Annotated in this window: 11 protein-coding genes; 7 read left to right on the top strand and 4 right to left on the bottom strand. The window is 57.0% G+C overall.

The window, feature by feature from the left end; translation table 11 throughout:
* Window positions 1-79 precede the first annotated feature (79 nt).
* On the top strand, window positions 80-1,501 hold the full coding sequence (locus tag BUA39_RS15365; protein WP_131814609.1) for an FAD/NAD(P)-binding protein: 1,422 nt from the start codon (window positions 80-82) through the stop codon (window positions 1,499-1,501).
* Window positions 1,502-1,583: 82 nt separating this feature from the next.
* Here the strand turns inward: BUA39_RS15365 and BUA39_RS15360 are convergent, their stop codons facing one another.
* Both BUA39_RS15360 and BUA39_RS15355 read right to left on the bottom strand, forming a co-directional pair.
* Complete coding sequence (locus tag BUA39_RS15360; protein WP_072794107.1) at window positions 1,584-2,219, bottom strand: ChrR family anti-sigma-E factor; 636 nt, start codon at window positions 2,217-2,219, stop codon at window positions 1,584-1,586.
* Complete coding sequence (locus BUA39_RS15355) at window positions 2,212-2,748, bottom strand: sigma-70 family RNA polymerase sigma factor (protein WP_242648622.1); 537 nt, start codon at window positions 2,746-2,748, stop codon at window positions 2,212-2,214. Before BUA39_RS15355 ends, BUA39_RS15360 begins: the two co-directional genes overlap by 8 nt.
* Window positions 2,749-2,989: 241 nt before the next feature.
* Between BUA39_RS15355 and BUA39_RS15350 the strand changes: the two genes are divergently transcribed.
* From BUA39_RS15350 to BUA39_RS15335, 4 genes are read left to right on the top strand one after another with little or no spacing between them, the layout of a single operon-like run.
* Window positions 2,990-4,267 (top strand): NAD(P)/FAD-dependent oxidoreductase, encoded by a 1,278-nt coding sequence (locus BUA39_RS15350; protein ID WP_072794106.1) that lies wholly within the window; start codon window positions 2,990-2,992, stop codon window positions 4,265-4,267.
* Window positions 4,264-5,025: a DUF1365 domain-containing protein gene (locus BUA39_RS15345; RefSeq protein ID WP_242648615.1), complete on the top strand. Its 762-nt coding sequence runs from the start codon at window positions 4,264-4,266 to the stop codon at window positions 5,023-5,025. The genes BUA39_RS15350 and BUA39_RS15345 overlap by 4 nt, the downstream gene beginning before the upstream one ends.
* A complete protein-coding gene (locus BUA39_RS15340) occupies window positions 5,022-6,179 on the top strand; it encodes an SAM-dependent methyltransferase (RefSeq protein WP_072794105.1) in 1,158 nt (385 codons plus the stop codon). Before BUA39_RS15345 ends, BUA39_RS15340 begins: the two co-directional genes overlap by 4 nt.
* Window positions 6,172-6,687, top strand: a complete 516-nt coding sequence (locus tag BUA39_RS15335; RefSeq protein WP_072794104.1) for a DUF3833 family protein — start codon at window positions 6,172-6,174, stop codon at window positions 6,685-6,687. Before BUA39_RS15340 ends, BUA39_RS15335 begins: the two co-directional genes overlap by 8 nt.
* A 107-nt stretch (window positions 6,688-6,794) precedes the next feature.
* On the opposite strand, the gene BUA39_RS15330 is transcribed toward BUA39_RS15335, so the two are convergent.
* Both BUA39_RS15330 and BUA39_RS15325 read right to left on the bottom strand, forming a co-directional pair.
* Window positions 6,795-7,850 (bottom strand): ParB/RepB/Spo0J family partition protein, encoded by a 1,056-nt coding sequence (locus tag BUA39_RS15330; RefSeq protein ID WP_072794103.1) that lies wholly within the window; start codon window positions 7,848-7,850, stop codon window positions 6,795-6,797.
* The gene (locus BUA39_RS15325) at window positions 7,850-9,226 is read right to left on the bottom strand and encodes an AAA family ATPase (RefSeq protein WP_072794102.1); all 1,377 of its coding nucleotides are present in this window, start codon (window positions 9,224-9,226) and stop codon (window positions 7,850-7,852) included. Before BUA39_RS15325 ends, BUA39_RS15330 begins: the two co-directional genes overlap by 1 nt.
* 614 nt (window positions 9,227-9,840) lie before the next feature.
* On the opposite strand from BUA39_RS15325, the gene BUA39_RS15320 reads away from it, so the two are divergent.
* Window positions 9,841-11,100 (top strand): replication initiation protein, encoded by a 1,260-nt coding sequence (locus BUA39_RS15320; RefSeq protein ID WP_072794101.1) that lies wholly within the window; start codon window positions 9,841-9,843, stop codon window positions 11,098-11,100.
* Between the two features lie 419 nt (window positions 11,101-11,519).
* The gene (locus BUA39_RS15315) at window positions 11,520-12,512 is read left to right on the top strand and encodes a response regulator (RefSeq protein WP_072794100.1); all 993 of its coding nucleotides are present in this window, start codon (window positions 11,520-11,522) and stop codon (window positions 12,510-12,512) included.
* Window positions 12,513-12,723 lie beyond the last annotated feature (211 nt).

Genomic DNA, 12,723 nt, shown 5'->3' with positions numbered 1-12,723 from the left:
TCAGGCAATTTGCAACGCCGTGGTCGCCACTCCGGTTTTGGCAGCCGATGCGCTGCCCCTCAAAAAAGATGGACGAAGAATGATCGACACTGCGCGCGCCAAAACACATGCAAAGACCCATTTGATCGTCGGGGACGGCACAACCGCCGTAGCCTTCCTGGAAAAATGCGCGCTGGAGTCAGGCGACCGGTTGATCCTTCTTGGGAAAAATATTGCAGAACTCGGGCGCGGCGCGGCCTACGCCAAAGGCGAGGCAGGCACGCCTTGGCGCTATGCCTATTTGCTAAATTCGCCCGCCGATGACATTGATCGAGAGTTCGCGCGATGGCTTTCCGACAATTGGCAGAGCATTCAAAGCACAATGGCTGACCGCACTCCGAATTGGCTTGCATCCGCACAGCCGCTTGTTGATGCGGGCAATATCCACGGTCTGAATGCACCGCGTGAATTCTATGGCGACTTTATGGTCGAACACACGGAAAAAGTGCTGGCCGCGCTACGCATCAAGGGCGTTCAGGTCGAGCTGATCAATGATGAAGCCACGGCAATTGATACCTCTGATGCCGGTAATTTGGTGCAGACTAACGCCAATGGTGTCATCTACGCCGACTCAGCCGACATCGCTCCGGGCGGCCCCTCGACCCTACGCATCGAAGGTGACGAAGGCGCTTTTGCAGTGCCAAATGTCTTTGGCTTTGAGGCCCAGATCGCAGAGCACATCAAAGCGGGTCGAGAAATCTTTTGCATCGGTGGCAACGCCGCCATGCTGGACGTGCTGCGCCTGTGCCAAAGTTTGCTGCCCGATGCCGACGTCAAATTGGCCTTTTGCGCACCCGATGGCGAAGTCCCTGCGGCACTCATTCCGCGCTTGCCGCGCAAACTCACTATTCCAAGCTTTAGCAAGGGGCACGCAACGGCAGAAAGCTTCCTCAAGGAAGTGCGCCGTGAAATTGACGCGGCCTTGGCACGTGGCGATGAAATGCGCGAAATCCGTGCGGGCTTTCGCGCGCATTTCCTTGAGAACCCGTTATCGGCATACATCACAAACGCCAACGAGGCCCGTATCGTGCCAGCCACGCTTCGTTTCTGGCTGCGCGGCGGCACCCGCGACACCATTCAAGACCTGCACGGCTTTATAAAATCTGGGCAGGCGCGCATCGTGACCGGTCTGGTGCAGAAGGTCGAACATGGCGCAGATGGTGCTACGGTACATGTCATCGACGCGAGCGGCGCAGTCACACAGGACGAAACGGGTTTCGTCATCAATACCGCCGGCGCAGGACCAAACTCCCGTTATGACCCCTTGACCGAAGACATGCTTTCCAAGGGTTTGATCCACAATTGTCCGATCAGCAAAGGCTTGAAAGTTGGGGCTGGGCTACGCACTGCACTCCCGTCTGTGCGCCACTTGTCCCCTGCGACCACTGTCATCGGCGACGAGGTGATGGCAATGCCTCTTTATGACGTGCACATGCTACGCCACTTTGTCGCCAAGGCCTAAGCAAGGCTGCACCGACAAGACAAATAGAAACCCCCGCCTTCAACGCGGGGGCATCATGTTGCTCGGTTTTCGGCTGACAAACTCAGATGCGGAATATCGGCTGAAACAGCCTTGGCATCCATTTGCTGAACCGCAACGGCGCACCGGTTGCCGCAAGGCATATGCAGGCCTCGCCGGGGTCGGCGTGCGGCGTGTGCTCCAGATCGTCATCCGCGATCTCCAGATCCCCGACACCAAACCGGCCCGTCGCGTCGCTAAAGCTGCCCTGCAAGACCAATGTCAGTTCCAGCCCATTATGACTGTGCTCTGGCACCGCTTCGCCGCCGGGGATGTAGAGCAAACGGACAGAGCCCTCTTTGCTGTCTTCCAAAATCGACTGGCGCACGCCAAACCCCAAAGACTTCCACTTGGGCGGCTGCCCCTTCAGGGCCTCCATCACAGGGCCAGGAAACACGCCGGATTTCTTGTAAACCACCTCTTTTGGTGCAGGCTCGTCCAGCCGCGCCAGAATACCCGCTTTCAAATCAGCAGACACAGCCACCGCGTCGCTGTCCAACATGACAGCAGCCCCCGCCACCTCATGCGCCGTCAGCCGCGCACGACAGTCATCGCACATGGAAATGTGGCTCGCCATCACCAAGGCGTAAGGGTGCGCCAGATTGCCTGCCGCATAGGCCGCCATCAGCGGGTCAGAAATATGATGCCGAATGTCAGTCATCCGCTCTCAGTTCCTTCAATTCATGCCGGAGTTTCTCAAGCCCCAGCCGGATGCGGGACTTGATGGTGCCTAACGGCAACCCGGTCTCCGCTTGTATTTCGCTATGAGAAAGCTCCCCAAGGTAGGCTTTCTCAACCATTTCCCGTTGTCCTGGCTTTAGCCGTGCCAAAGCCATGCGCAGGGTTTGGGCCTCTTGTTCCACCGCCATGATCTGACTGGCATCTTCCTGAGGCGACCCCCCGTCTTTCAATTCTTCTGAGAGCTCTTCCGGCATCGGGCGGCTCTCTTTGCGCAGCACATCAATCTGACGATTGCGTGCGATCTGATAAATCCAACTACTGACCTGCGCCCGGTGCGGATCAAACAGATGGGCCTTGCGCCACACGGTCAACATGACCTCCTGCACGATCTCTTCGGCTTGGGCCGCAGACACGCCGGACCGCATGACGAAACCCTTCAGGCGCGGTGCGTAAAAATCAAAGAGCCGCGCAAAGGCCGCGCGATCCCGATCCTGTTTCACCGCCAACATCCAGACCGTTTGGTCCGAATAGTCCTGTTGCACCGCTTCGTTCAAAGTGTCCCGTGTCCCACGCCCCTGCCGCTGCGCCAGTATGGCACGGTGCGGTTGATCATTCAGGGTTCGCTCCAACGTCAGCATACCCTCAATACGCAGTGGGTCGAGCCTTGGATCATTTTTTTCTTCGGACCGAGAATTTTTAATCCGAAGGCGAATTTTTCCCGTAGAATCATAAAAGAACCAAGGAGAACGCATGTCCTTTGACATCCCAAGCCCCCTGCCCCAACGCATTGCCATTATCGGCGGAGGCATCTCGGGCATGGCCGCTGCCTATCTGCTGGCCGACCGCCATGACGTGACCCTATTTGAGGCCGCACCGAAATTGGGGGGACACGCGCGCACCGTGATCGCGGGCAAAGCGGGCGATCAGCCGGTCGATACGGGCTTTATTGTTTTCAACTATGTGAACTACCCGCATCTGACGGCCATGTTCCGCGACCTAGATGTGCCCGTTGTCAAAAGCGACATGAGTTTTGGGGCCACCATCGACAATGGCCGCGTCGAATACGGCTTGCGCGACCTCGCCGCCGTGACCGGCCAACGCCGCAACCTCTTGCGCCCCAGCTTCTTTCGCATGCTGCGCGATATCATGCGCTTTAACGGCGGCGCGGAACGGCTGGCACAGGACGGCACCACAATTGGCGAGCTGGTGAACGAGATGCAACTGGGCGAGTGGTTTCGCCGCTACTACCTGATGCCCATCTGCGGCGCGATCTGGTCCACCCCACCCGAAGAAATCCAAGGTTTCCCCGCGCGTTCCCTCGTGCGGTTTTTCCGCAACCACGCACTTCTGTCAGCAACCGGACAGCACCAATGGTGGACGGTGAAAGGCGGCAGCGTTGAATATGTGACGCGTCTGGCGCAAAACCTCACCGACCGGGGCGTCACCCTGCGCACCGGCGCGCCAGTGACATATGTCCATCGTGATGCCGCAGGGGGTCAGATCACAAGCCCCGGCGCAGAACCGCAGCGCTTTGATCAGGTCATCTTTGCCTGCCACTCTGATGACGCCCTGCGCATGCTGGCCAACCCAACACCAACCGAAGCCGCCGCACTTGGCGATCTGCGCTATCAGGACAACCATATGATCCTGCACGCCGACCAAGCGCAGATGCCCCATCGCAAAGCCTGCTGGTCCAGCTGGGTCTATAAAGCCGACGCCCGCGATACGCGTCCGGCCATCGGCGTCACCTATTGGATGAACCGCCTGCAGAACATCCCTGAAGATGACCCGCTGTTTGTGTCCCTAAATCCCGTGCGCGATGTTGACCCGTCGTTGGTCTATGACGAAAAAACCTTCCGCCATCCGGTCTTTGACCTTGCGGCGCTGAAGGCACAGGGCACGATTGCCGACATCCAAGGACAGAACCAAACTTGGTACGCCGGGGCCTATCTGCGCCACGGCTTTCACGAAGACGGATTTGCCAGCGCCGTGCGCGTGGCTAAGTCGCTTAATCGGGTGACCGTATGAGCCGCGACATGGATAGCTGGCCGGAACACATCCGCGCCACCACAACCCACAGCCGGGGCGGCGACCTGTCGCGCAGCTTCACCTATTCGATCGACTATGTGCTGATCGACCCAGACGCCCAGCGTGGCCCCCTGCTCTTTTCGCGCAACCGGTTCAACCTTGCCTCTGTGCACGATCGGTCACACGGCGGACCACAAGGCAAAGGCGCAGGCGACGCATGGGCCCGTCGCGTTTTTGCAGAGGCCGGGCTTACTGATTACGACCTGCGCCTTCTGACGCAACCCCGCTTTCTGGGCTATATATTCAACCCCGTCAGCTTCTGGCTGGCGATGAAAGGCGACGATCTGCTGGCGGTCATTGCTGAGGTCTCTAACCCGTTCGGAGATCGCCATTCCTATCTGTGCCACAACCCAAATTTCGAGCCTATTACACCTGAAAGCACGCTCTGTGCCGAAAAGAACATGCATGTTTCACCGTATTTGGAAGTGAGCGGAGATTATTCTTTTAATTTCAATGTGTTAGATAACTCCATCCTTATCAAAATTTTGCTAACCCAAGGAAATCAAACGCTTTTTGCCAATCTGCGCGGCACCCGCGCCCCGCTAACCAATCGTGCCATCCTCTGGGCCGCCTTACGCCGCCCCTTTGGCCCCCTGCGCACCGTCGCGCTGATTTACTGGCAAGCGCTGCTTTTGAAACTGCGCGGCGCGACCTACCGCACCCGCCCTGCCCCACCCGAAAAGGAGATCACCCGATGACCCTGCTGACTGACGCCGTGAAACACGAATTTCTGAACGCCTGCGGTCAGATCAAAGTGGGTCGCCTGCGTTTGCGCACACCTGATGGGCAGGTCCATCACTTTGGCGACAGCGGTGAAGAAGGTGATATGGACATCAAAGATTGGTCCGTGATTACCGCACTGGCCGCACGCGGCGACGTGGGCTTGGGCGAGACCTATGTGGCGGGGCTGTGGGAGACCACATCAATAGAACGTCTGGTCGCGGTTGCGCTGCGCAACCTCGATACCTTTGAAGGCTTCGCCAACCCCAGCCGCCTCAACCGATTCAAGTTCCTGATCGTGGATCGTCTGCTGCGCGCCAATTCCGTGAAAGGCGCGTCTCGCAATATCAAAGCCCACTACGATGTCGGCAATGAATTCTACCAGCTTTGGCTTGATCCTGGCATGACCTATTCCTCGGCACTCTTTTCGCCCGAAGATAGCAGCCTGCAACAGGCCCAGACCCGCAAATACGACCGCGTGCTCAGTCGGCTTGGAGATGGCGAACGGGTGCTTGAAATCGGCTGCGGCTGGGGCGGCTTTGCCGAACGCGCCGCCGATCAGGGCCGCGCTGTGACAGGGCTGACGATCTCTCCCAGCCAAAAGGGCTATGCCGAAGCGCGGCTGGACGGCAGCGCCGAGATCCGTTTGGAAGACTACCGCAAGACCGAAGGCACCTATGACAACATCGTCTCTATCGAAATGATCGAGGCGGTCGGCGAAAAATATTGGCCAAGCTATTTCAACACCCTGAAAGCGCGCCTTGCCGAAAGCGGCCGTGCAGTGGTTCAGGCCATTACGGTGCAGGACAGCTACTTTGACCTCTACCGGCGCGGCAGTGATTATATTCGCCAATATACCTTTCCCGGCGGAATGCTTTTGTCGGATGCGGTCATCGCCGATCAGGCCCGCCGTGCCGGGCTGACCGTGTGTGACAACTTCGCCTTTGGTCAAGACTACGCCCGCACCTGCCGCCTTTGGGCCGAGCGCCTGCGCGATCAAAGCGAAAAGGTTCTGACACTGGGCTATGACCGACAGTTCCTACGCAGCTGGGTTTTCTACCTCGAAATCTGCGCGGCGTCTTTTGCGGTTGGTCAAACGGACGTTGTCCAAGTGGAGTTGGCCCATGCTTAAACGACTGCCTGATCCGCCTGCCGCCTTTGACGACAAAACAGGGTCTATGACCTTCGACTTGCGCCAACACCTGTCAGGATCCATCAAATCCGAAGGTGTCATCTTTGGCCCAACCGGCCGCCTCGTGTCTCGCTTTGTTGCGGACATGGAAGGGGAATGGGACGGCAATCGAGGACAACTGCGCGAGGCGTTTCGCTTTGCAAGCGGCGCAACAGAACAGCGCTGTTGGTCGATCACGCTAAGAGACGACGGGCGCTATACCGCGACGGCTGGCGACATCATTGGCCAAGCAGGGGGTGTGATCGAGGGCACATCGGTAAAATCGCTCTACCGTCTCAAACTCGGTGCCGACGCCGGAAACCACATCGTCTCGGTGGAGGACTGGATGTACCTGTCTGAAAGCGGCGTCATCCTCAACCGCAGCAAGTTCCGCAAATTTGGCATCAAAGTCGGAGAGCTTTTTGCAACCCTGCGCCCTGTCTCAGGGACTCCGTCTTCGGATCTGTAAACGAAAGCCCTCCAAGGGCTTCGGAGGGTAGCGCACATAATACGCCAAAAATATGTGCTACCGATGGATGCTAATAAGGCGCTCTCGTAGAGGGTTTCTATGCGAAACTAGCCGAGCAAGGCTTTGACCTGCGCCAATGTCTCATCGGCAAGGTCCTGCGGAACCTCCCTGCCCTTCACCTCCAAGCGCATGCCATTTATTCCGAACTGCACAGAGAGGCTCCCGCCGCCCTCCAACGGAACTGCCGGCAGCCTGTGATATTCATTCGGCCGGCCACCCCGAGAGGGTTCCTTTTCAAGCGGTCCCTGATCTTCAATCGCTCGCTCTAGCGCCTGCATTTCCTGCTGGGCGGTCAAAGCACTTTGATCTGCCAGTGCCGCCCGCAGCCGAGGCTGCGCCCCACCCCGCAGCGCCGCGGCCACCTTGAGCCCGGTGCGCTCAGTCAGCTCCTTCGGAAACTGCAACAAATCCCCCAAGGCTTCATGTACAGCCGCAAAACTGCGAATCTTAGAGCGTTTAGATTTCGACCCGTGTTCGAACAACCGATTGATGGCCTCTTCAACCGTCTCAAACACCCCACTTTGTGCCGAAACCACCGCAATCCGCCCGCGTTCATAGTGCGAAAGATTGGCCCGGACTTCGTTTTCTTCGACCATGTTAACGTAGGCATCGGCACTATCCGCAGGGCGACGCAGAAAGGCGGGAATACGCGCAAATTGCGGATCTTGCCCTGCCAGCGTTTTGAAAGCGTCCAGTCGACGATGCCCGGCAATCAGCCCATAGCCCTCTGCCAGCGCAACCACCTCGATCGGGGCGCGCAAGCCATTTTGCCGGATGGAATTCAACAACTCCTCGCGCGCTTCAACGGTGTCTTCTATGCGGTCGCGACGCAGGTAATCTGCTTGAATGTCTGCAAGCGGAATCGATTCTATTGCACGCCCTTCTTGTTCGGCCGACCGCCATTTCTCCGCATCGGCGCTATCTCTGGCTGCGGCCACCCGATCACTAACACCCGCCATTCCGCCAAGCGCGGCAGCCTCTCCGGCAACCTGTGCAATTGGCGGCGCCATCCCGCTCCCCAAAGGCGGTTTCGCGGCGAAACCCTCATCAAGCCTCTCGAGTTCTGATTGATCCGGTGCCACCAAACGTCTGCGTTTTGCCATCACTTGTCCTCCATCTGCGTATCGCGCCACCAGCTTCCAATCAGCAGCTCTTTGAACTCCGCGTAGGTGCGATCAAAAGTTTCCCGACCACGCACATAGGTATCTCGATTGAAGTCGCGGTAGTCCGCTTCATAAATCCCGTTCACCTGTTCGCCAGCCTGGCCCACCAAAGCCGTGTAGTCCTGCCGGTAGGCATTCATAAAATCGCCAAAATAGGCCTGGATCACATTTGCCATATCGGTCTGCTGGCTGGCGTCAAAGCGGGTGACAATCGCCCTCACTACATCCCATTCAAACTTAAGTTCCGGTAAACCCGCCGCCCGCGCGGCAGTGTTTTCACCGTCTTCGATGCTGGCAAATGTCGAATAGAGCATGTCAAAGAAGCGCCCAGTGGAATCAAACTCCAGAAACGATGCCCCAAGAGGGACAAGCAAGATATCAGCTGCCGCCAAACCATTGATCGTCAGATAACCGAGGGCAGGGGGCGTATCGAGGAAGACGATGTCGTATTTATCCAACACGCCTTCATCTTCCAAGAAATTGGTCAGGCCATCCCACAGCGGCCAGTTGCGTAGACCCATGCGCCAAACAGGGATCTGGAACTCGGCCCAATAGAGATTAAGCTGCGCCCCGATCAGGTCGATGTTCGGCCAATGGGTTTTCTGGATCACATCTTTGGATGTCACCCCAAGCGCTTCCTTCAGGGTTTCATCCAAGGCGATCTCGGGCTGCCCACCTGCGGCGCGCACTTCGTTTTCAGCAACCACGGCCTTGGCGTAATCCTTGGCAATCAGCGGGAAGACGGTGCTCCATTCATCCGGCACCTTGCCACCAAGGATTGAGGTCATGGACCCCTGAGAGTCCAGATCAATGACCAGAACCTTGTATCCATCCAGCGCCGCCGACATGGCCAAATGCGCGGCCGTAGATGTCTTGCCAACCCCGCCTTTGAAGTTCGCGACGGCCACCACCTTGGCAGGCAAGCCCTCGGGCCGGTAGGGCAGGTATTCTTTGGTGCTGACGCCCTCTTGGTGAAAGTAATGGCGAAGCACCAGGACCTCTTCCAAAGTGAACCATTTTGAGCCACCGACGCCTTCGCCCTGGGGCAAGTCTGGGTTGGCCTTCAAGACACGGCGCAGATGGGCCGGGGCGATGGGGATCAGGTATTTGGTGATCTCCCAGATCGAGAATTTCCGCAACCTCTTTTGTCCATCCGGCGCATAGCCACGACGCGCCATGTCGGCACGTCCCTTGGCGCAGAAAGCGGCGGCTTTCGCGAATCGTGTGGTGTCGATAGGGTCGGGTAACTTCTCTGCCGCAGCCTTGGGATCGAGGTTCAGATACGGGGGCAGGGGAAGTGTGGGAGCTTTGCTCACTGTTCGTTGCCTCTGATTATGTTCGCCTGTTTATCGGATATATCCGAATCTAGCGCACATTTTGCAAAGGCGGAAGCATTGCCTTTCTTGAAGGTACATAATTTGGCTTTTGAAGTCCAAAGATGGCCAAGTGGCTCCTATTCCTATTCCAAAAATAGAAAACACACCCCCAACAAAGAGTTTATTTTGTATAAGAACTTTAGATTCTTTGGGTTCGAATAATACTTTCGAATCAAGGAGTTAAGTAAGTTTGGGGACCTGCATCCGGGACGAAAGGCACCCGTTTACAGGCCTTAAGGTGCCTGGCTACGGGATCAATGGTACCCAGATGCAGGACAAAGGGCACCGATTCCCGGTGGGTTCAAAAGACCGCAAGATATGGTGGTTTTCTGCCGCTTTGGCCCCATATTTCTGGCTTTCGGACCTGCCAATGGGTCGTTTTTGACTCCCTGAGTCGGTCAGCGACCACCTGATTCGAAGGGAGATCGCACCCCATGAGTCAAGCGGAGTCTTTGGGTACCCGTTTGCGGGATGGGTTAAAGAACCCAGAGATTTATTGCGCTCGGGTACCTATTTATGCCAGTCTCTCGGGCAAAATCGAGTCAGTGAGAATCATGGCGCAAACCCAGATTGATATGGATAAACTGACCGGCGCATTGCGGCGGGAAACGGTCAAAAAGAACGTGGCCGCGATCCATATCAGTGGCAAACTCAGCCTTCTGCAGCGCAAGCTCTCCAACGTGCTTTTGCTCAATGCCTATGACTCTTTGACCTCTGCCCAAAGCCATTCGATTGATGCGCGGACGTTGGCGATGATGGTCGGATATAACTCCAACGATTTTGATACGCTGCGCGCGAGCCTGCGTGCGCTCGCCGAAACCGTGGCCGAGTGGGATATGCTGGATGAGGATGGCAAGCAGGAGTGGGGCGTCAGTTCGCTTTTGTCCTTTGCCAAACTGAAAAACGGCATTTGCGAATATGCCTATTCGCCGGCCTTGGCGCAAAAGCTGCATGACCCGAAAATCTATGCGCTGATCAATGTGCATATCCAAAAGAACTTCAGTTCCGGCCACGGGCTGGCGCTTTATGAAAACTGTTATCGCTTTGTCAGGACCGGCAGCACCGGCTGGTGGTCGCTTGATACCTTCCGCAAACTGATGGGGGTGGACGGGTCGAGCTATTACGAGAGCTTCAAGCACCTCAATGCCAAGATCATCAAACCCGCCGTCGCCGAGGTGAACAAAAGCAGCGATATTGAGATCACGCCGGAATTTCAGAAAAAGGGCAGGGCGGTCACCGACATTCGGTTTCTGATCAAGGAAAACCCGCAGCTTGCCATGTTCCAGATTGATGACAGCGACGGGACGCGGAACCTGCCTGTCTATAAAGCGCTGCTTGCGCAGGGGATTTCGGACCGGCTGGCGCGGCAATGGATTGCAGAGCACGGCGAAGACTATGTGCAGGAAAAGCTCTCTTATATGTCTGACCAGGACACGGTGAAGTCCAAGGTCGGCTATCTGACCGCGGCGATCCGGGATGATTACAAGCCAGCGCGCGAGGCAACGCCTGAACCAACAGAGGCCGCGCGGCAGCTGGCGGAGGCGCGCGAGGCGAAGCGGCGCGCGGAAGAATCAGAGGTTGATACTCGCCGTGCGGCCAAGGCCGAGCGCGGGCGGCGCTTTGCTATTGTGGCCGATGTGGTGGCAGGCCGGAACCCGACTCAGCGGGATGCGGACAAGCGGCTCTTTATGGCGACGCTGGACGACGACCTTTCACGCGAGGAATTCCGCGCCCATGGCTGGAATTCTGCGCTGAATTCCTCGGCCATTTTTGCCTTCTGGGAAGACCTTGTGCCGGGCGTTTTTGACGACTAGGAAAAAATACCCCCGATCCGTGATAAATTCTGGGGCACTGTTTCCAAGTTGCGGACAATTCACCACGTCCGACTGACACGACTGTGGGGAATCGATCACAGGCGAATGCGCCTTTGACGGGCAAGAACGCGCTGCTTGGCAAGGGATCAACCCTAGGTTACACTGTATACAAGTGATGAAAAAACAATCAGAACCGACAACCTGCTGTTTTTGAAGGTTAAAGTCGGGTTAAAAACCAGAGGTGTCAGGCAGTCCCAGTTGGAAAATCGCAAATGCTGCACTCAATCCAAAAGTTTGCCCCATTTGCGCCATAATTGTCCTGATAACTTCAACAATGAGACTTTAACAAAGCCCCGCCGGTTTGGCCGATGCAGAAGCATCCCACCCAAGGGCTCTGGCAAACGGACGCAGAAGCTTAGATGTCCCGCAATTTGGCGGTGACGCGACTGGAGAAAAAGATGAAGATCCTTGCCGTCGATGACGACGAACTGATCCGCGAAATTCTAAGTGCGACCCTTGAGGCGCATGGGTACACGGATGTGACCCTGGCGGAATCGGGCGAAGATGCCTTGCAGAAGATCGCTGCATCGCCGACGCCGTTCGAAGGCTTCATGTTCGACATTCAAATGCCGGGGATGGACGGGACGGAACTGTGTCAGCACGTCCGCCAGATGGAGCATTACAAAAATTCGCCGGTGATTATGATCACCGCGATGAACAACAAAGAGTATGTCGACCGCGCTTTTATGGCGGGCGCGACAGACTATGTGACCAAGCCTTTTGATACGACCGAGTTGATGACGCGCATCCGCTTGGCGGACCGCCTGCAATCTGAGGCACGCAAAGCTGCCGCTGCTGCCGCAAGCGCGCCGGCTGCTACGGCTGCCGCGCCGAAGCCACCGTTCAAAGACCCGGTCACCGTCAAAGATGTGCGCGGCGTGGTGAAGAGTGCTGCGCTGGATAACTATGTCATGCTGATGTTGGAGCAGAAGCAATTTGCCATGGCGGCCTTTGCGATCCGCGTGCCAGAACTTGAGGCGGTGCATGCCGGCTCTGACATCGAGGAGTTCACCTACGTGGTCACCGATGTGGCTGAGGTGATTTCTGATTGTCTGGTTGGCGCGCAGGCTTTCCTGTCTTATCTCGGTGGTGGGGTTTTTGTCTGTGTTGGGGCGAAGAACAAATTGCCGACGGCAGACAGCCTGCATGATGAATTTGTGATGATGCTGAATGACCCCGATCTTGTGTATTGCGAAGAGGTCGCCACCGGCTTTACCGCGCAGATCGGCGAAATTGCGGCACCGAAACTGTTTGAAAAACGCGGCGACCTGCGCTTTTTGGATCGCGCGGTTGAAAAACTGAACGAGGTGTCCAGCAGCCCGCGATCGGGGGGCGGCCGTTTCGCCGCCTAGGCTGACCCATTGAACCCCCCGCGGCGCAGAAGTGCCGCGGCCGAGCGCCAACTGCGTGGCGCGGCTCGTGTCCAGAGGGCACCAGATGGCCAAAAACGACAGTAAACCATGGAAAACGTTAACCATTTGTTAACGACCGAGGCTGATTTTGCCACACAGGCACCGTCAATCGTGGTAACCTGAGTGGGCAATAAAATCAGCGCCTGAAGAG

This window comes from Cognatishimia maritima, assembly GCF_900129685.1.
Classification (GTDB): domain Bacteria; phylum Pseudomonadota; class Alphaproteobacteria; order Rhodobacterales; family Rhodobacteraceae; genus Cognatishimia; species Cognatishimia maritima.
The sequence above is the reverse complement of the archived record's forward strand: the minus strand, read 5'-3'. Positions and strand labels throughout refer to the sequence as shown.

Excerpts from the sequence above, each read along its gene's own strand:
- BUA39_RS15365 (WP_131814609.1), top strand. The coding sequence starts at position 80 with ATGATCGACACTGCGCGCGCCAAAACACATGCAAAGACCCATTTGATC.
- BUA39_RS15360 (WP_072794107.1), bottom strand. The coding sequence starts at position 2,219 with ATGACTGACATTCGGCATCATATTTCTGACCCGCTGATGGCGGCCTAT.
- BUA39_RS15355 (WP_242648622.1), bottom strand. The coding sequence starts at position 2,748 with ATGTTGGCGGTGAAACAGGATCGGGATCGCGCGGCCTTTGCGCGGCTC.
- BUA39_RS15350 (WP_072794106.1), top strand. The coding sequence starts at position 2,990 with ATGTCCTTTGACATCCCAAGCCCCCTGCCCCAACGCATTGCCATTATC.
- BUA39_RS15345 (WP_242648615.1), top strand. The coding sequence starts at position 4,264 with ATGAGCCGCGACATGGATAGCTGGCCGGAACACATCCGCGCCACCACA.
- BUA39_RS15340 (WP_072794105.1), top strand. The coding sequence starts at position 5,022 with ATGACCCTGCTGACTGACGCCGTGAAACACGAATTTCTGAACGCCTGC.
- BUA39_RS15335 (WP_072794104.1), top strand. The coding sequence starts at position 6,172 with ATGCTTAAACGACTGCCTGATCCGCCTGCCGCCTTTGACGACAAAACA.
- BUA39_RS15330 (WP_072794103.1), bottom strand. The coding sequence starts at position 7,850 with ATGGCAAAACGCAGACGTTTGGTGGCACCGGATCAATCAGAACTCGAG.
- BUA39_RS15320 (WP_072794101.1), top strand. The coding sequence starts at position 9,841 with ATGGCGCAAACCCAGATTGATATGGATAAACTGACCGGCGCATTGCGG.
- BUA39_RS15315 (WP_072794100.1), top strand. The coding sequence starts at position 11,520 with ATGTCCCGCAATTTGGCGGTGACGCGACTGGAGAAAAAGATGAAGATC.